Raw genomic sequence first — 20,426 nt, forward strand, 5'->3', positions numbered from 1 at the left:
GGCCATCCTATGAAAACTGCATTCGTATTTCCAGGTCAAGGATCCCAAAAAGTAGGCATGTTACAAGATTTGTATAATGCATACCCAATCGTTAAACAACGTTTTGAAGAAGCTGATGAAGCATTGGGCTATTCTATTTCTAAATTATGCTTCGAAGGCCCTGATACAGAATTGGTTAAGACTGCTAATACACAACCAGCTATTTTAACTGCTTCCGTTGCTTGCTATGAAGTGTTGAAAGAACAAGGCTTTACACCAGATATCGTAGGTGGTCATAGCTTAGGTGAATATAGTGCGTTAGTCGCTGCCGGTGTTCTTGATTTTAAGGATGCTGTGTATGTAGTTCATAAACGTGGTGAATATATGCAAGAAGCTGTACCATTGGGCAAGGGTGCTATGGCAGCTATTCTAGCATTGCCAAGAGAACAAGTTGTTGAAATTTGCCAACAAGTTAATGATACAGTTGGTTCTGTACAAGCTGTAAACTTTAACTGCCCTGGTCAAATCGTAATCGCTGGTGAAACAGCTGCCGTAGAAACAGCAGCTGAAAAAATGAAAGAAGCCGGTGCAAAACGTGCAGTAATGCTTCCTGTAAGTGCTCCATTCCATAGTCGTCTTATGGAACCTGCAGCGCTTCGTTTAAAAGAAGAATTAGATAAGATCCAAGTTAACGATGCTAAGATTCCAGTAGTAGCTAATGTAACCGGCAAAATTTTGACAAATGCTAGTGACATTAAAGAATCTTTAGTAACACAAGCAGCTAATCCTGTATTGTGGGAAGATTGTGTTGCAGAAATGGTTAACTTCGGTGTAACTCGCTTTGTAGAAGTTGGTCCTGGCAAAGTATTAACAGGTTTCACTAAAAAGATTAATAAAGAAATGGAATTAGCTAATGTAGAAGACATTCCATCCTTAGAGAAAACGCTTGAATTTTTAAAGGGGGTTCGATAAAATGCACTTAGAGGGTAAAGTAGCTCTCGTAACTGGCGCCTCTCGTGGTATCGGTCGCGCCGTTGCTATTCAACTTGCACAATCTGGTGCTGATGTTGCTGTTAACTATAGTGGCAGTGAAGCTGCTGCTCAAGAAACAGTAGACGCTATCTTAGCATTGGGTCGCAAAGCGATTAAAATTAAAGCCAATGTTGCAAATGCTGAAGAAGTAGCAGCAATGGTTGAAGAAACGCATAAAACATTTGGTCACATCGATATTTTAGTAAATAATGCAGGTATCACACGTGATGGTTTGCTTATGCGTATGAAAGACGAAGACTTTGATGCCGTTATCGATATCAACCTTAAAGGTGTATATTTGGTAACAAAAGCAGTATCCAAAATCATGATGAAACAACGTGCTGGTCATATTATTAACATGACTTCTGTTGTGGGTTTGATGGGTAATGCTGGTCAAGCTAACTATGCAGCTTCTAAAGCTGGTGTAATCGGTTTTACTAAATCTTGTGCAAAAGAGTTAGCTAGCCGTGGTATCACAGTTAATGCAATCGCACCTGGTTTTATCAATACTGATATGACAGATGTATTGCCTGAAAAGGTAAAAGAAGCTATGGTAACACAAATTCCGTTGGGCCGTATGGCTAAAGCTGAAGAAGTGGCTGCCGTAACAACATTCCTTGCTAGTGATTTTGCTAGCTATATTACAGGTCAAGTCATCAATGTAGATGGCGGCATGGTAATGTAGTTACGAAATTAGACTATATATAAATCTCATTTGAAAGGAGGTGAACCACTAATGAGCACTTTCGATAAAGTTAAAGCAATCGTTGTGGAACAATTAGGCGTTGATGAAGCTGAAGTTACCATTGATTCTACATTCATCGACGACTTAGGCGCTGACTCCTTGGATATCGTTGAATTGATCATGGCATTTGAAGAAGAATTCAATGTTGAAATCCCTGACGACGTTGCAGAAAAAATCAAAACCGTTAAGGATACAGTAGAATATATTGATTCTGCTAAATAAGCTGTATAGCTGACAATTCAGCCGTGCGGGGGGCCGAGTGGCTCCCCTAATCGGTATTGTTTACAGGAGGAATTGATAGTGAAGCTCCCTGAACTTCGCATTGGGAATCTAGTGGCCAAAGTACCTATTATTCAAGGTGGTATGGCGATTAGATTGTCTACAGCTCGGTTGGCAGCAGCCGTTGCAAATGAAGGTGGTATTGGCCTTATTGCAGCATCTGGATTGCCTTTTGATGAATTAAGATATGAAATACAATTAGCTAGAAAATTATCACCTACGGGTATTATTGGTATAAATGCGATGGTAGCAGCAACGCAATTTGCGGGTCTTGTAAAAACTGCCATCGAAGAGGGCATTGATCTTGTAGTGGCAGGTGCCGGTTTTTCAAGAGATATGTTCGCAATGGGTAAAGAGTCTGGTACTCCAATCGTACCTATTGTTTCTTCTGCAAAATTAGCGCGCATTTCTGAAGGTTTAGGTGCCGCTGCAGTTATCGTAGAAGGTAGCGAAGCTGGTGGTCACTTGGGAACGGATCGTTCTGCTCGTGAAATCGTACCAGAAGTTGTAGCAACCGTTAAAAATATTCCAGTTATTGCAGCTGGTGGTGTTTTAGATGGTAAAGATATCGTAGATATGTTTAAATTGGGTGCTAATGGCGTTCAAATGGGCAGTCGCTTTGCTGCTTCTGATGAATGTAATGCATCTGATGAATTGAAAAAAATGTATGTGCGTGCTACAAATCCTGAGGATATTGTATTGATTCAAAGTCCAGTAGGTTTACCAGGCCAAGCTATTAAAAATAAATTTGCTGAATCTGTTCTTGATGGCACTGTAGCGCCACCAACAGTATGTGACAATTGTTTAAAACATTGTTCCCATAAATTCTGTATTATCCGTGCTTTATCTAGAGCGCAACAAGGTGATGTGGAAACGGGGTTAGTATTCTCTGGCAATAATATGCGAAAAGTCGATAAGATTATGCCAGTTAAAGATATTTTTGCACAGTTAAAACAACAAGTAGCAGAAATCGATTAATTAAAGGGGCTATATAGCTATAAGAGGTGGAATAATTGGAAAAACGTGTAGTAATTACTGGCTTAGGAGCGATTACTCCGGTAGGTATCGGTAAAGAGAATTTCTACAATGCGTTGTTAGAGGGTAAATCTGGTATTGGCCCAATTACACGCTTTGATGCATCTGACTATGCAACACGCATTGCAGGCGAAGTAAAAGATTTTGATATTACTCAATATGGCGTAGATAAAAAAGAAGCTCGCCGTATGGACCGTTCCGTTGAATTTGCAATTGGTGCAGCTGTTTTGGCAGCTGATGATGCAAAATTAGCACTTGATGAAGAAGATTTGGACCGTTGTGGTACAGTAGTTGGTACTGGTATTGGCGGTATTGACTCTATCCATGATGTGTATACAACATTATTTGAAAAAGGTCCTGGTCGTGTTAGCCCATTTGCAGTTCCTATGATGATTGCAAATATGTCTTCTGCACGTGTATCCATTCGCCTAGGTTTGAAAGGTCCTGTTATTACAGACGTAACAGCTTGTACTTCTGGTACTAATGCAATTGGTGATGCATTCCGCATTATTCAACGTGGTGATGCAGATATCATGTTTGCAGGTGGTACTGAAGCTGCTGTTTCCCCTGCTGCTGTAGCTGGCTTCGCGGCTATGAAAGCTATGTCTACACGCAATGATGAGCCTACAAAAGCATCTCGTCCATTTGATAAGGACCGTGACGGTTTCGTAATGGGTGAAGGTGCAGGTATCGTTGTACTTGAAGAATTAGAACACGCTAAAGCTCGTGGTGCTCATATCTACGCAGAAGTAGTAGGCTATGGCACTAATGGCGATGCTTATCATATTACAGCTCCAGCTCCTGGTGGTGTACAAGCTCGTAAATGTATGGAATTAGCAATTAAAGATGCAGGTATTGATCCTAAAGAAATTAACTACATCAATGCTCACGGTACATCTACAGGCTTGAATGATAAAAACGAAACATTGGCTATTAAAGAATTGTTCGGCGACCATGCAAAAGATATCGCTGTTAACTCTACAAAATCTATGACCGGTCACTTGTTGGGCGCTGCTGGTGCGATTGAAACTATTGTAATGGCAATGGCAATCGAAACAGGTAAGGTTCATCCAACAATTAACTGTGATAATCCAGATGAAGGTTTAGACCTTGATTATGTACGTGAAGGTTCTCGTGATTTACATGTTACAGCAGCTCTTTCCAACTCCTTTGGCTTTGGTGGTCATAACGGTACACTTTGTGTTCGCCGTTATGAAGACTAATGGGGCGTCACGTATCGCATAAGAATACTATAATGACACAAGCTCGTGAAGATTCTCTTCATGAGCTTGTTAGTCGTTTACATATACCGAATATTGATATCTCGATTTTAGATTGTGCTTTTACTCATACATCTTATGCGAATGAACATAAATCTAAGCATATTCATCATAATCAACGCTTAGAGTTTCTTGGTGATGCTGTATTGGATTTAATCATCGGTGAATATTTATTTACAACATATCCCGATATGTCTGAAGGTAATTTGACTAAGATTAAGGCGGCTACAGTTTGTGAAGATTCATTAGCTACCGTTAGTCGTACATTGCATTTAGGTGATTATTTATTACTGGGCCATGGGGAAAAGTCCTCTGGTGGTAGTGATAGAAAATCCATATTAGCTGATACATTTGAATCATTGATTGGTGCGTTATATATAACGACTGACTATAAAACAGTAATGGACTTTGTTCTTCATCAGTTAGCTCCTAATCTTAAGCAAGCATTAGAAGGTAAGCGTGGTAAAGATTATAAGACATTGTTACAAGAATTTGTACAACGTGATGGTGATAAACATATAGTGTATAGTCTTATCAGTGAGTCTGGTCCTGATCATGCTAAGACTTTTATGATGGAGGTATCCATCGATGGGATTACCTATGAGGCAGGTACTGGTAAAAGTAAAAAAATAGCAGAACAACATGCAGCACAATTGACATTAGAACGGTTAATGGCTGCTATATAATAAGCGCCGCAAGGCGCTTTTTATATAGGAACTATTAATATGAGAACATTAAAATCGAAATGTATGTAATTAGAATCGTAAATAAGAATAGGGAGGAGGTATATTTATGAAATATGGTATGATTCCATTTTTTATCCCTCATGTGGGCTGTCCTCATGTGTGTACATTTTGTAATCAATCTCGTATTACAGAAATATCAGGCATAGGGTATTTGACTCCAGCATATATTACATCGACCATTAGAGATTATGTAGGCGAGTCTAGAGAGGATAAATATTGGGAGGTTTGTTTTTATGGAGGTTCCTTTTCCGCTATTGATCAAGAATTACAAAAACAATTATTAGCACCTGCTAATGAAGCGCTACAAGCGGGTATTATAGATGGTATTCGTTGTTCTACAAGGCCTGATGCCGTAAGTGATGGACAATTAGAATTACTGCGTTCATTTGGTATGAAGACCATAGAACTCGGCGTACAATCTATGGATGATACCGTACTATCCTTAGCTAAACGCGGTCATACCTCTGATGATGTAAAATTGGCTGTTAAACAATTACGAAAGTTTGGATTTACCGTAGGACTACAACTGTTGCCGGGGCTTTTAGGCGATTCATGGGAAACGATAATACAAACAGCTGTTGAAATAACTGCATTACAGCCTGATTTTGTACGTATTTATCCCGTCCTCGTCATAGATCATACGGAATTGGCGGAACAATATAAGTCAGGTATATATGAGCCATTATCATTGGAATTAGCATTACAGTATTGTGCGTTTTTAAAGACTTGGTTTGAATCGCATCATATTACTGTTATTCGGACTGGATTGCAAAGCACTGAAGAACTCGATACAGGTACTAGTCTATTGGCAGGTCCTTATGAGCCTGCCATGGGAGAACTAGTGACTAATGAGCAGTGGAAGCAGCGCATAGCATATTGTATCGATGAGCATACAGAATATTTTAGAAATCCAATTCGTACCATTACGATATCCTATCCACGATGTCTTACGTCTAAGGTAAGGGGATTAAAAAAACGCAATGTTACATATTTCGAACGAGCATATGAACATATAACATTCACATGGCGAGAAAATAATGATATTGATACAGTACAATGCAGTATAGATGGCATTGTATATGTGGTATAATTAAAGATATGATTTAATGGGGTTATACTAAGAAAGGAGGCAGTCATGCAATTACTGCGGCTAGAATTAAAAGGATTTAAATCCTTTGCTGATAAAACAGTTGTAAAATTCTCCCCAGGGATGACTGCCGTTATTGGTCCTAACGGGAGTGGTAAAAGTAATATTACGGATGCTATGAAATGGGTTCTAGGGGAATCCAATGTGCGTAATTTACGGGGCCAACGTGCAGAGGATATCATTTTCTCTGGCACAGAAAAACGAAAACCAATGAGTGCCGCCGAGGTTACCCTTGTATTTGATAATGCAGATGGTCAACTCGATGTGGATATGCAAGAGGTAGCCATTACGCGTCGTATCTATCGGACAGGTGAAAGTGAGTTCCTCATTAATAAACGGACCTGCCGTCTAAAGGATATTCACTTGTTATTAGCTGATACAGGTCTTGGCAAAGATTCGATGGCTATCATTGGGCAAAATCGTATCGATGCTATTCTTAATAGTAAACCAGAAGAACGTCGCCTTATATTTGAGGACGTTGCAGGCATTTCTCGTTTTAAAATTAATAAAGAGGATGCATTGCGTCGTATTGCGAGCACAGACCGGAATATGGAACGCGTTCGCGATATTATGGCGACCATCGAGGAACAATTAGGCCCTCTGGCAGAAAAAGCGGAAACGACGAAAAAATATATGGCATTAAGCCGTAGTAAACGTGAATATGATGGTGTTATCGGCTTTCACAATTACAAGACGGCTGATAGATTATTAACCCGTGCAGAAAATGACAATATTGCATTGAAGGATGAGGACATTGAATTACAAACGCAATTATCTACCCTCGATGCACGACGTCATACATTACAAGCTGAAAATGCAAAGGATCAAGAACAATTAAAATCTTGGGAAGCACAGTTTAGCGAAAAACAACGGGAAGAAGAACGCATCAATGGTACTGTAACACTACTAGAAGAACAGTTGCGTACAACTAAGCGCGAAGTAGAAGATACTTCTCTGCGTATTAGCGAAGCAGAAGCGTCTAAAAAGGGTGAAGAGCAGCAATTGCTCATTTTAGATCGCCTTATTGAGGATGAAACGGCTCAATTAGAATCTGAACGCACTCGATTCGTAGTTTTAGAGGAAAATTATAATAAGGCCATTGCTCAATTAGAGGCGGAACAATCAGCATGGAAGTCCTTAGAAAGCGATAGACAAGCCTATCAACAGCGTCAATTAGATTTAGTTGCTAGTATTGAAACAGCGAAGGCTACATTGCGAAATTTAGAATCTCGTAAATCTGAGTCCGCTGTTCAAGTAGAAACATTAGAAGCGGAAATTAAAGAGGTTCAATCCAATTTATCGGCAGCGAAATCTGAACATGAATCCTTAGAAACTCAATTTAATGAGTTATCTAATAAACGGAAGTCCTTAGTTGATGAAGAACGGTCTGCATCAGAACGATTGCGAGAAGCCCGAAAGGCATTAAATCGCATGAGTAGCGATGTGCAAAAGGCACAGGGGCGATTAGAATTATTAGCACAATGGGCAGAACAACATGAAGGTTACTTAGAAGGTACTAAAAACATCCTTAACGGTAAGGGCCCATGGCGTGAAGCGATTAAAGGGGCGGTAGGTGATTTATTTACCGTAGATAACCGATTTACTGTTGCTATCGAAATCGCATTAGGTGGTAGTGTTAACTATGTTGTGACAACGACAGCTAAAGCCGCATCAGAAGGTGTTCAATTCCTTAAATCAATTCAAGGGGGTCGCGTTACCTTCTTGCCTATGGATTCTGTAAAAGGGCGACCTTATGATACTCCTGCATTGTCGGAAGATGGTGTCATTGGGACAGCTGTCGACTGTATTGAATTTGATGCTGCCTATAATCATATTTTCCAATACTTGTTGGGCCGTACATTAGTTGTAGAAACAATGGAACGGGCTATTGCGTTACAAAAGAAATATAATCAGCAGTTACGCATCGTTACACTGACGGGTGAACAATTCCAACCAGGTGGTTCCTTAACTGGTGGTGCAACGAAGAAAAAACGCAGTTCCTTGTTAAGTCGTCGTGAAGAGGCAGCTCGTTTAGAGGCCGAATTAGCTTCTGTAGAAGAGCGTACGGCCAAACTGGAACAACAAATTAAGGATGAAGAAAATCGTATTGAACGGGCGCAACGTGAGCGAAGTGTGTTGGATGAACAATATCAACACACCAATCTTTTGTTCTCGGCCAGTCAAACGAAGATTCAGAACATTGAAAATCAATTAGAACGTAAAAAGCGTGTGCTTCATGATGAACAGGAACGTATCGTTCAAATTGACGTGGTCATGGGACAAACAAAACATGTGCTTTCACAATCTGAATCGGAATTGTCAGCGTTACATAATTCACCTGAACAACAAGGTGATCAATCGGCAATTATGGAACGATTAAGTACGCTGCAAAAGGCACAGCAAGAGGCCTATGAAGCTTTTACAGCCTCTAGATTGTTTTGTGAACGTTTAGAAAGCACTATAGAAGAACGTAAGGTACAACAAGAGCAACGAAAGCAAAATTTGGAAACCATAGCATCTCGCTTAGAACCTCTCATGGAGTTATTACACTCTAGTGAAGAGCGTTTGAATGTTGTGATTCCTGAACAAATTCGAGTTGCTAATGAGTCTCTTGAAGCGATTCGTGGAGAGGTTGAAAAATTTCGCACTTTACGTGATGAAGCGTATCAATCGACTGCTGGTGCACGGGAGGAGATTGAATCAATTTTAGCTGAACAAGACCGACTCAACCAGCGGTATAAGGTGGTTCAAAATCGTCTAGTTGAAGCAGAAGGTAAATTGACGCGTTATCGCATGGATTGTGATCGTGCTGTAGAGGATTTGAATGAATTAGGCTATTCATTGGAAGATGCACAGCATATAAATATTGTCGGCTCTGTGAATGATTGGAAAATGGAACAAGCTCGTTTAATGGCAGAAATCGCAGAACTTGGATCTGTAAACCCTAATGCTGTAGAAGAGTATGAAGAGACGAAAACTCGGTATGATTTTTTATCGAATCAATTATCAGATCTCGATACGGCAAAAGAGCAATTACAGGCAGTTATCGCTGAAATGGATAAGGCCATGAGCACACAACTCTATGATGTATTAGAGGTGGTAGGTAAGCAGTTCCAACACGTATTCAGTCAATTATTTGGTGGTGGTACGGCTCAAATCGTACTTACCGACCCAGAAAATATCTTGACTGGTGGTATTGATTTCTACATCCAACCACCAGGGAAAAAGCGTCAGCAATTGACGTTACTATCTGGTGGAGAACGAGCACTCACAGTTATTGCCTTATTGTTCTCGTTCCTCGACTATCGTCCGGCTCCATTCTGTGTGCTTGACGAAGTTGATGCTGCTTTGGATGAAGCAAATGTAGAGCGATTTAGTTCTTATTTGAATCGGGTAAATAAGGAAACACAGTTTATCGTCGTATCACATCGTAAGAAAACGATGGAAGCTGCCGAAGTATTACAAGGGGTTACCATGGTGGAACGCGGTGTATCTCGATTGTTAACGGTTTCATTTGAAGATGTGAAGGAGGATCTAGCATAATGGCATTTGGATTCTTTAATAAAATTAAAGAGGGCTTAGAAAAAACTCGTAAGTCCTTTGTAAAAAATGTAGAAACAGTGATCATTGGTTATGCAGAAATCGATGATGATTTTCTTGATGATTTAGAAGCGGTCATGCTCACTAGCGATTTAGGTCCTAAGACTACAGAGTATTTGATGAAGGAAATCCGCCGTGGTGTTACAGAAGGTGTTATTAACAATACTGGTGATGTAATGCCATTCATGGAAGACCGCATCACAGAAATGTTAGTTGACCAAGAGGATGAAATCACACTTCACCACCCAGAGGTTATCCTGGTTGTTGGTGTTAATGGTGTGGGTAAGACTACAACTATTGCTAAATTGGCAAACTACTATACTAAAGAAGGTAAAAAGGTTATCATCGCTGCTGGAGATACATTCCGTGCGGCGGCGGCGGACCAATTATCCATCTGGGCTGACCGCGTAGGCGTACCTATCGTAAAACATAAGGAAGGTGCGGACCCTGCTGCCGTTGTATATGATGCGATGGAAGCCGCAAAGGCTCGTAATGCAGACATGGTAATTGTCGATACGGCTGGTCGTCTTCATACAAAAGTAAATCTTATGGAAGAACTTAAAAAAATGGGCCGCGTAGCGAACAATCATGTAGAGGGTGCTCCGCATCAAACATTGCTCGTTCTCGATGGCACTACAGGTCAAAATGCGGTAAGCCAAGCTAAATTATTTGGTCAAGCCGTACCTGTTAATGGTATTGTAGTTACTAAATTAGATGGTACTGCGAAAGGTGGCGTAGTTATTTCTATTAAAGAAGAACTAGGCGTACCTGTACGTTGGATTGGCGTTGGTGAAGGCATGGACGATTTACGTCCATTTAATGCAAAAGAATTTGCCAATGCACTATTTAATAAAGGAATGATTCAAGGTGACAAATAAATATAACCGGGAATTCTTACTTGAATATGTAGAATCTGAAAATAAAAAAAATGAATGTAATGTAAGCCTAGAAAACATGGAAAAAATCGTTAGCTTAATCGAGTATTTCGGTATTGAATTATATCGTCCTATTACGAGATTACTACTTTCAAACTGGGAAGAAATTACAGATCGTATTAATAACTATACTGAATCAGATTGGATGATGGCCGATGAAATTCAAAAGACCACGCCTACATTAGATCGCTTCTCCATTGCTATGCTCATCGAAGTGTTAGAAGGTGAGGATACATTGAACCAAGCTGAAAATGCAGGTCGTCGTTTGTCAGAGGAAGAACTCAAGGCTATCCGTAAACATCAGGATGAACAGTAATGAAACATAATAGCTATAACTATGAAGGGGGCCAACCATTTAAAGTGGAGGCGCCCTTTACGCCTACTGGGGACCAACCTACAGCCATTCAATCTCTTACAGACGGGATTGAGCGTGGCGAATGGGCTCAAGTTCTATTAGGTGCGACTGGTACAGGAAAAACCTTTACCATGGCAAAGGTCATCGAGGCGGTTCAGAAACCGACCTTGATTATCGCCCATAATAAAACATTGGCTGCTCAACTTTGCAGCGAGTTTAAAAGTTTCTTCCCTAATAATGCGGTAGAATACTTTGTATCTTACTACGATTTTTATCAACCAGAAGCGTATATCCCTTCTAGCGATACGTACATCGAGAAGGATGCATCTATTAATGATGAAATCGATAAATTGCGCCATAGTGCTACCATGAGTTTATTTGAGCGCCGAGACGTTATCATCGTTGCTTCTGTTAGCTGTATTTATGGCTTAGGTGATCCGGAGGACTATTCTGATCTCGTATTGTCCTTGCGATTAGGTCAGACGAAATCTCGTGATGAAATTCTGTCTAAACTCGTAGATATCCAATATACGCGTAATGATATGAATTTTATTCGCGGTACCTTCCGCGTACAAGGGGACACCATAGAAATTTTCCCTGCTGCCTATAGTGAAAGAGCCATTCGGGTGGAACTATTCGGCGATGAAATCGACCGTCTTGTTGAGGTGGATGCATTAACGGGAGAAGTCATTGCAGAGCGCAAACATGTTGCGGTCTATCCTGCATCTCACTATGTTACAACAAAAGAAAAAATGAAAATTGCGGTAGAGCGAATTGAGGCAGAACTTGATGAGCAGCTGGCAAAACTGAAAGCAGAAGATCGTCTGCTCGAGGCGCAGCGTCTTGAACAGCGCACCCGTTATGATATAGAAATGATGCAAGAAATGGGCTACTGCTCAGGCATTGAAAACTATTCCCGCCATATGTCGGAGCGTAAAGCAGGGGAAGCACCATATACATTGATTGATTATTTCCCTGATGATTTCCTCATTATGGTAGATGAATCTCATGTAACCATTCCACAGGTTCGCGCCATGTACAATGGGGATAGAGCGCGTAAAGAATCTCTTATCGAATATGGCTTCCGTTTGCCATCAGCGCTCGACAATCGACCATTGAAATTTGATGAGTTTGTAGAACGAATCAATCAAATCGTGTATGTATCAGCAACGCCAGGACCGTATGAAATGGAAGTAGAAACGAATGTAGCAGAGCAAATCATTCGTCCTACAGGGCTACTTGATCCATCCATTGAAATTCGTCCTATTAAGGGGCAAATGGATGATTTACTTGGTGAGATTCATAAGCGCGCCGCTAAGAATGAACGGGTTCTCGTTACGACATTGACGAAGAAGATGGCTGAAGATTTAACGGAATTCTTGAAGGAAATGGGTGTTCGTGTTCGTTACCTTCATTCGGATATCGTTACCATCGAGCGGGCTGAAATCATTCGTGATTTGCGGGCCGGTGTATTCGATGTATTAGTCGGTATCAACTTGCTCCGCGAAGGCCTCGATATGCCAGAGGTTTCCTTGGTGGCTATTTTAGATGCGGATAAGGAAGGTTTTCTACGCTCTGATACAGCTATGATTCAAACTATCGGTCGTGCAGCGCGTAATGTGAATGGTCATGTTATTATGTATGCTGACCGTGTAACAGGTTCTATGCAACGCGCTATGGACGAAACAGATCGTCGTCGTGCGGTACAAGAGGCATATAATATTGAACATCATATTACGCCAAAATCTGTATCTAAAGATGTGAAAGAGCTTATTGAGCTCACTAAGATTGAAGAAGATATGGTCACCGATGGCAAAGGGCTTTCACCAAAGAAGGGGAAAAAGAAGTCCTCTGCAGCTGGTATGGACCATGGCCACGAACCATATGCTCAAGATGCAGATGCTACTAAGGTAGCAGAGATTACGGCAGAAGAACTATATAACAAGATTGAAGAGCTTGACCGTCAAATGAAGGCGGCTGCTAAACAGTTGGAATTTGAAAAGGCTGCCAAATTACGTGACCAATTGGGCGAACTTCGTCAACAATGGTCCGATATGCATAGTGTCGGTGACAGTAAGTTAAAAAAACCACGGAAAAATTCTAAGAAACAATCACCGAAAAGTAAAAAGGTACATATATGAAAGATCAATTGATTGTAAAAGGTGCACGTCAGCATAACCTTAAAAATATAGATATTTCACTACCGCGAGACAAGTTCATTGTCTTAACTGGTTTAAGTGGATCCGGTAAATCGTCTCTTGCTTTCGATACGATTTACGCAGAAGGCCAACGACGGTATGTAGAATCTTTGTCGGCCTATGCTCGTCAATTTTTGGGACAAATGGATAAGCCTGATGTAGATTATATTGAAGGTTTATCTCCAGCCATTTCTATCGACCAAAAGACTACAAGTCGAAATCCTCGTTCTACAGTTGGTACGGTGACGGAGATTTACGACTATTTACGTCTATTATTTGCCCGTGTTGGACATGCTCATTGTCCAGAGTGTGGTAAACCTATTACACAACAAACGATTCAACAAATGACAGATGATGTAATGAGCTTTCCTGAAGGAACTAAGATTTTAATCTTAGCACCTATGATTCAAGGAAAAAAAGGGGAACATAAATCTGTCTTTGAACAACTTCGAAAAGAGGGTTTTGTCCGTGCTCGCGTTGATGGTGTGGTACGCACGATGGATGAGGATATTGTATTAGAGAAAAATAAAAAGCATTCCATCGATATTGTTGTAGACCGTCTCGTTGTCAAAGAAGGCATTGAATCCCGTTTAGCAGACTCTATGGAGACCGCATCAAAATGGGCAGAAGGTATCGTTATTGTTCAAGAGGTCGATGGCCCAGAGCATATGTATAGTCAAAACTTTGCATGCCCTGATTGTCATATTTCATTGCCAAAAATTGAGCCCCGTATGTTCTCTTTCAATAGTCCCTTTGGGGCATGCCCCGCTTGTTTGGGGATTGGCTCTACCATGGAGGTTGATGAGGAGCGCGTCATTCCAGATGGCTCTATTAGTTTTGCCGATGGTTGTGTACAGGCGTTGAGCTCTAATCCTAACGCATGGTTTATGCGTCAGCTAGAAGGTCTATTGAAAGCCAATGGACACTCCTTAGACTCTACCTATGATGAATTACCTAAGGCATTACAGAAGAAGGTCATGTATGGTACGACGGATAAGGTGGCTTTCACTTATGAAAATATGCGCGGTGAAGAAAAGGAATTTTTCACTGAATACGAAGGTATTTTGCCTATGGTGAAACGCCGCCATAGCGAAGCATCTACCGATTCTATGCGCGAAGAATTTGAAAAATTCATGTCCATTAAACCATGTACGACCTGTCATGGCGCTCGTCTTAAACCCGAGGTATTAGCAATTACCGTAGGGGATAAGAACATTAATGAAGTAACCCAGTTGACGATTAAAGAAGCGCTAGATTTCTTTAGTCATTTGCAATTAACTGACAGAGAACAAGTGATTGGTGCACAGATTCTAAAAGAAATTAATGCTCGACTAGGCTTCCTCAATAATGTAGGCCTTGATTACCTTACTATGAATCGGAGTGCAGGCACCTTATCTGGTGGTGAAGCACAGCGTATTCGGTTAGCAACGCAAATTGGTTCTGGTCTTGTTGGTGTATTATACATTCTTGATGAACCATCCATTGGTTTACATCAACGAGATAATGATCGACTTATCGATACCTTAAAAGGGTTGCGTGACCTTGGTAATACACTGCTCGTTGTAGAACATGATGAGGATACAATGCGCGCTGCAGATTACCTTGTAGACATTGGACCAGGTGCGGGCGAGCATGGTGGTCAAGTCATTGCGGCAGGGACTGTAGATGAGGTTATGCAGGTGAAAGACTCCATTACTGGTCAATATTTGAGCGGCCGCAAGTTTATAGCTCTTCCTGACGAACGACGTAAACCTGGTAAAAACTGCATCGAAATTCGAGGTGCCAAAGAAAATAATCTACAAAATATTAATGTGAGATTCCCAATTGGACTATTTACAGTAGTTACAGGTGTCAGCGGTTCTGGTAAGTCTACTTTGATAAATGAAATCTTATATAAAGGGCTGGCAAATCAGCTATATCGTTCGTATCACAAGGTGGGGGCTCACAAAGAGATTCGAGGCCTAGAGCATATTGATAAAATCATTAACATTGACCAAAGCCCTATTGGCCGTACACCTCGCTCTAACCCTGCCACATATACGGGTGTATTTGATGCAATTCGTGAATTATATAGCCAAACACCAGAGGCTAAGATGCGCGGGTATAAACAAGGGCGTTTTAGTTTCAATGTAAAAGGTGGCCGCTGCGAAGCTTGTCGTGGTGATGGTATCATCAAAATTGAAATGCATTTCTTGCCAGATGTGTACGTGCCTTGTGAGGTCTGCAAAGGGGCTCGCTACAACCGGGAAACATTAGAGGTTAAATATAAGGGCAAATCTATTGCCGATGTGTTAGATATGACCGTAGATGATGCAGTAGAATTCTTTAGTGCTATCCCTAAAATCTACAAGAAAATGGTAACCTTGCAAGAGGTTGGTCTCGGCTATATTCGTTTAGGCCAAGCGGCTACTACATTGTCTGGTGGTGAAGCACAACGGGTTAAATTGGCTACAGAACTAGCACGTCGCAGTACAGGTAAAACATTATATATCCTTGATGAACCTACAACAGGCCTTCATGCAGAAGATATTAGAAAGCTTTTAGATGTATTGCAGAAACTGGTAGATGGTGGCGATACAGTTATCGTTATTGAACATAATCTCGATGTTATCAAAACGGCTGATTATATTATTGATCTAGGCCCTGAAGGTGGTAATCGAGGTGGTACCATCGTGGCTACCGGTACACCGGAACAGATTGCAAATGTGAAAGAAAGTTATACAGGAAAATTCTTAGGTCCTGTATTAGAACAGACTAATACATTTATGAATGCTGCAAAGAAAAAGAAATAATTTGTATGACACTGCCTTGTATGGTTGCGACAATGAAGTATTAATTATAATGATATGGAGAATTGACGAAGAAAGGAGGATATATGCCGTCTGAAGAGTTATTAGAAAAGGTTAGCCATTTACCGACCACCCCAGGGATTTATTTATGGCGTGATCAATATAACCGCATCATCTATGTGGGTAAAGCGATTAATTTACGCAATCGCGTGCGATCCTATGTGCGTAATGATGCGAATCGGGCGCCTAAGGTAACGGCGATGATGAAGCGTGCCGTCGATGTAGAGATTATTCAAACAAAGACGGAAATGGAAGCTCTTATATTAGAAAATACGCTTATCAAAGAACATAAGCCGAAATACAATATTTCCCTTAAGGACGATAAAACGTATCCTTATGTTAAAATCTCTGTTCAAGAAGACTATCCTCGCGTATATATGACACGTCGCCTTGAACGGGATGGGGCTAAATATTTTGGGCCCTTTACCGATGTAACAGCCGTTCATGTAGTCCTCAAGTTGATTCGTCAGTATTTTCCATTGCGTACCTGTAAATCGATGAAGGTAGAACGCCCTTGTTTGCAATATCATATGCACTATTGTGAAGCGCCATGCTTTCATAAGATATCAGTACCGGATTACCGCAAATACATCGATGAAATTATAGCGCTCTTTGAGGGAAAACCAATCCCATTGCTTAAAGAAATTAAGGAAAAGATGGAGATAGCTGCGGAAGAGCTTCGATTTGAAGATGCAGCACGTTATCGAGACCAATTGACGAGCATTGAGAAAATTCAAGAAAAACAGCGGATGGTAACGCAACGTGGTGATCTAGATGTACTGGGGATAGCTGTAGATGGTCAATTGGCATGTGTACAACTACTCTTTATTCGAGGTGGCCGTCTATTAGGCCGAGAAAATTACTTCGTGCAAAATGAAGGTGACTCGGAAGAAACCATTATGACTGATTTTATTAAGCAGTACTATGGGGATAGTACCTTTATTCCTAAAGAGCTATTATTGCCTATGGAAAGTTCTGAGCAACATCTATTTAAGGATTGGTTCAGTGACATGAAGGGCCAACAGGTCGATGTCCTTGTGCCTCAACGTGGTTATAAGATGGACATGATTAAAATGGCTCATGAAAATGCTGAAACATTCCTTGAAGAACGTCGCCGCCAATGGCAATACCAAATCGATAAGAGTGGAGGTGCCGTTAAGAAATTGGCGGAGGTCCTCGACTTGCCAAGATTACCAGAGCGTATGGAGTGCTTTGATATTTCCCATACACAAGGCTCTGAAACCGTAGCCTCCATGGTTGTATTTGAAGGCGGTAAGCCAGCTAAGAAGGAGTATAGACGCTTTAAATTAAAGACTACACAGGGAAAGCCCGATGACTTTAAATCGATGGCAGAAATCATGGAACGCCGCTATGGTAATGAAACGGATTGGCCTATGCCAGACCTCATTATTATCGATGGTGGTAAGGGGCAGCTCAATGCATCTATACCGCTCATACGCGCTGTAGGTGTTACAGATGTGCCAGTCATATCCTTGGCTAAACGGATAGAAGAGGTCTTTGTAGAGGGGCAATCGGATAGCATCATTTTGAGTCATCATTCACCAGAGTTGCAATTATTGCAACAAATTCGTGATGAAGCCCATCGATTTGCTATTACCTATCATCGTAAATTGCGGGGCAAACGTAACTTAGAATCCGTACTCGATCACATTGATGGTATTGGTCCTAAACGACGTAAGGCTTTATGGGCTCATTTCAATAGCTTAGAGGCCATGAAAAAAGCCAGTATAGATGAATTAGCTAAGGTCGATTCTATGAACTATAAGACTGCGGAAACGTTATACAATTTTTTCCGCATGTCGAATGTTGAAAAACAAGATGTATTACAAGGCAATACAATGTAATACAAAAATAGTTAATATCTTATACTAGAAAAGCAGCACTGCTGATTATGACTTGCAGTGCTGCTTTTGTGCGTTATGCTTTTATATGTACTTGTTTGTGTTGAATATACCATGTTCGAATGGTGAATAGTATGCCTGCTACAATTACGCTAGCTAATAGGCCTATCCATACACCAAATGGGCCGTAATTTGGGTTGTTGGCAAGAATGTATGCAATAGGGAAGCAAACGCCCCAATAGGAAATGAGAGAAATATAGAATACAATTTTCACATCCTTGTAGCCCCGTAGAATACCTTGTAACGGTGTACCAATGGCATCGAAGGCGGAGAAGAAAACGCCATACCCGAGGAATCTATAAATTAGATTATATACCTCTTCATCATTTGTAAATAATGCAGATATGCTTTCCATATGAGTGAATGTGAAAGCACAAATCAAAATCGCAATGACAATGGCTAACACGCGAGAAATGTAGGAGTACTGAATAGCTTCTTTATGTCGCTCAGCACCGACTTCATAGCCTACAGCAATGGTAGAAGCCATGGCAATGCTAAGTGGTAAGCAATAGAACACGTTGGTAAAGGAAATGACCGATTGGTGAGCCGCTACGACAGCGGAACCAAAGTGTACCATCAATAGGCCGGCAATACTGAAAATGCTGGCTTCAAAAAAAATAGAAGAACCGATTGGCAAGCCGATTTGTAATTGCTCACGTATGTATTGCCATTTGGGGCGTACCCAATCTTTATAGATACGATATCCCTTTAATTTAGGATGGAAGAGCACCATCGCACTAAATAAAATAAAGTTTGTCCAACATGCTCCGGCAATACCATAACCAGCACCGACACCACCGATTTCAGGCAAGCCGAAGTGCCCAAATATCAGTGAGTAGTTTAAGAATACATTCACTACAAAACTCGTTACTACAATGGCCATAGAATAGTGAGTTAACCCGTGGGAATCAACGGTGTTACGCAATGTATTAACCCATAACAGAGGGAATAGGCCAAGTGCGAAAGCTTTCAAATAATTGATACAAACAGCCGTAGCAGCAGGTTCTAAATTAAGGAAATTTAGTAATGGTACTAATCCGAAAACACCGATTAATAATATAATAAGTGCTAGGGTTGTTGCAATATAAAACCCTTGGTAGACGATGGTAGGTATACTATCTGTTTTCTTGGCTCCTAATAGCTGTGCAATGATCGGGGTAATACCCATTAGGGTCCCTTGTGCAAAGATATAGAATAATAACCATAGATTGTACCCTGTAGCAACCCCAGCTAAATCAATTGTACTATATTGTCCTGTTAAGAAGATGGCGATAAATGTGCCCCCTACAAGAGAAAATTGGGTGATGCACATAGGAGTAAATAATTTAATGAACAACCATAATTTTTGTAGTATAGAATATGTTTGATACATAATGACCTCCTAAATTGATGATATATTTTAACATAGTCTATCTATTATGGCTAGGTGTATTAAAAACTATAGAATATAGTTATATACAGGTATTCGTATTACGAATAGATGGATACATTACAGTATTGTACAAGGTAGATTCTCTTTAGTATAATGAGTATATTAAATATTTTCGTTATAGGAGGTACGAATTGGACATTGTATCTGTTCAAGGTTTGTTGGCAATGTTACAAATCATTGTCATCGATATTCTGTTGGCCGGCGATAATGCCATTGTGATTGGCATGGCTGCACGAAATTTACCGGCTCATTTACAAAAGAAAGCCATTTTCTGGGGCACAGCAGGTGCTATCATTTTACGTCTTGTTATGGCATTCCTCTTCGTTGAGGCTTTAAATACAATTCCAGCGCTTCGTTTGGTAGGTGGTATCCTTTTATTATGGATTGGGTACAAGCTCGTTGCTGATGATGACAGTGAGCATAATATCGAGGCCAAGGATAGTTTGCGAGCTGCCATCATGACAATCGTCATTGCTGATGGTATCATGGGTATCGATAATGTAATCGGCGTAGTGGGCGCTGCAGGTGGCCACATGACAATGGTTGCTATTGGTATGCTTATTACGGTGCCTATCATCGTGTATGGTAGTACATTATTTGTGAAAGTTATCGAGCGTTTCCCAATTATTCTCTACGTTGGTGGTGGTATCCTAGGATGGGTTGGTGCTGGCATGAGTGTGGAAGATACATTGATTGCTCATACAGTCGAACCGTATGCACTGTATATTAAAATAGCTGCAGTTATCCTCGTAGTAGGCGCATCTTTAGTAGCAAAACAGCTTAAAAAATAATTGGAATGTATAATATCTCTTCTCTTTTTTACAGGAGGAGAGATATTTTTTTGCAGTAGATTATGAAAGATATTAAAGCATTTGTTTTAGATGAGAAAATA

15 protein-coding genes are annotated in these 20,426 nt (G+C 40.7%); 14 read left to right on the forward strand and 1 reads right to left on the reverse strand.

The window, feature by feature from the left end; all coding sequences use genetic code 11:
• The first annotated feature begins 9 nt into the window (after positions 1–9).
• From fabD to uvrC, 13 genes are all read left to right on the forward strand, one after another.
• Entirely contained in the window at positions 10–951 is a 942-nt protein-coding gene (fabD, locus tag HMPREF1477_RS00485; protein ID WP_005376799.1) for an ACP S-malonyltransferase, read from the forward strand.
• 1 nt (position 952) lies between these two features.
• Positions 953–1,696 (forward strand): 3-oxoacyl-[acyl-carrier-protein] reductase, encoded by a 744-nt coding sequence (fabG, locus tag HMPREF1477_RS00490; RefSeq protein WP_005376748.1) that lies wholly within the window; start codon positions 953–955, stop codon positions 1,694–1,696.
• 51 nt (positions 1,697–1,747) lie between these two features.
• On the forward strand, positions 1,748–1,978 hold the full coding sequence (locus tag HMPREF1477_RS00495) for an acyl carrier protein (protein ID WP_005376767.1): 231 nt from the start codon (positions 1,748–1,750) through the stop codon (positions 1,976–1,978).
• A 78-nt stretch (positions 1,979–2,056) separates the two neighbouring features.
• Positions 2,057–3,013, forward strand: coding sequence for a nitronate monooxygenase family protein (locus tag HMPREF1477_RS00500; protein ID WP_016475432.1), 957 nt, complete (start codon positions 2,057–2,059; stop codon positions 3,011–3,013).
• Between the two features lie 35 nt (positions 3,014–3,048).
• Positions 3,049–4,293, forward strand: a complete 1,245-nt coding sequence (gene fabF / locus HMPREF1477_RS00505) for a beta-ketoacyl-ACP synthase II (protein WP_016475433.1) — start codon at positions 3,049–3,051, stop codon at positions 4,291–4,293.
• Positions 4,293–5,036 carry a ribonuclease III gene (rnc, locus tag HMPREF1477_RS00510; RefSeq protein WP_005376738.1) on the forward strand — a complete coding sequence of 248 codons (744 nt, stop codon included), beginning with the start codon at positions 4,293–4,295 and terminating at the stop codon, positions 5,034–5,036. The genes fabF and rnc overlap by 1 nt, the downstream gene beginning before the upstream one ends.
• A 106-nt stretch (positions 5,037–5,142) precedes the next feature.
• Positions 5,143–6,186: an elongator complex protein 3 gene (locus HMPREF1477_RS00515; RefSeq protein WP_016475434.1), complete on the forward strand. Its 1,044-nt coding sequence runs from the start codon at positions 5,143–5,145 to the stop codon at positions 6,184–6,186.
• Between the two features lie 45 nt (positions 6,187–6,231).
• Positions 6,232–9,786, forward strand: coding sequence for a chromosome segregation protein SMC (gene smc, locus HMPREF1477_RS00520; protein WP_016475435.1), 3,555 nt, complete (start codon positions 6,232–6,234; stop codon positions 9,784–9,786).
• Positions 9,786–10,721 carry a signal recognition particle-docking protein FtsY gene (gene ftsY, locus HMPREF1477_RS00525; protein ID WP_005384208.1) on the forward strand — a complete coding sequence of 312 codons (936 nt, stop codon included), beginning with the start codon at positions 9,786–9,788 and terminating at the stop codon, positions 10,719–10,721. The genes smc and ftsY overlap by 1 nt, the downstream gene beginning before the upstream one ends.
• Positions 10,711–11,094, forward strand: a complete 384-nt coding sequence (locus HMPREF1477_RS00530) for a hypothetical protein (RefSeq protein WP_005380954.1) — start codon at positions 10,711–10,713, stop codon at positions 11,092–11,094. The genes ftsY and HMPREF1477_RS00530 overlap by 11 nt, the downstream gene beginning before the upstream one ends.
• Positions 11,094–13,274, forward strand: a complete 2,181-nt coding sequence (gene uvrB, locus HMPREF1477_RS00535) for an excinuclease ABC subunit UvrB (RefSeq protein ID WP_016475436.1) — start codon at positions 11,094–11,096, stop codon at positions 13,272–13,274. Before HMPREF1477_RS00530 ends, uvrB begins: the two co-directional genes overlap by 1 nt.
• Positions 13,271–16,123: an excinuclease ABC subunit UvrA gene (gene uvrA / locus HMPREF1477_RS00540; RefSeq protein ID WP_016475437.1), complete on the forward strand. Its 2,853-nt coding sequence runs from the start codon at positions 13,271–13,273 to the stop codon at positions 16,121–16,123. The genes uvrB and uvrA overlap by 4 nt, the downstream gene beginning before the upstream one ends.
• Before the next feature lie 83 nt (positions 16,124–16,206).
• On the forward strand, positions 16,207–18,045 hold the full coding sequence (gene uvrC, locus HMPREF1477_RS00545) for an excinuclease ABC subunit UvrC (protein ID WP_016475438.1): 1,839 nt from the start codon (positions 16,207–16,209) through the stop codon (positions 18,043–18,045).
• A 73-nt stretch (positions 18,046–18,118) separates the two neighbouring features.
• Here uvrC and HMPREF1477_RS00550 read toward each other — a convergent pair whose 3' ends face one another.
• The gene (locus HMPREF1477_RS00550; protein ID WP_016475439.1) at positions 18,119–19,474 is read right to left on the reverse strand and encodes an MATE family efflux transporter; all 1,356 of its coding nucleotides are present in this window, start codon (positions 19,472–19,474) and stop codon (positions 18,119–18,121) included.
• A 191-nt stretch (positions 19,475–19,665) separates the two neighbouring features.
• On the opposite strand from HMPREF1477_RS00550, the gene HMPREF1477_RS00555 reads away from it, so the two are divergent.
• Positions 19,666–20,325, forward strand: a complete 660-nt coding sequence (locus HMPREF1477_RS00555) for a TerC family protein (RefSeq protein WP_016475440.1) — start codon at positions 19,666–19,668, stop codon at positions 20,323–20,325.
• Positions 20,326–20,426 lie beyond the last annotated feature (101 nt).

The organism is Veillonella sp. HPA0037 (assembly GCF_000411535.1).
Lineage (GTDB): Bacteria > Bacillota > Negativicutes > Veillonellales > Veillonellaceae > Veillonella > Veillonella atypica.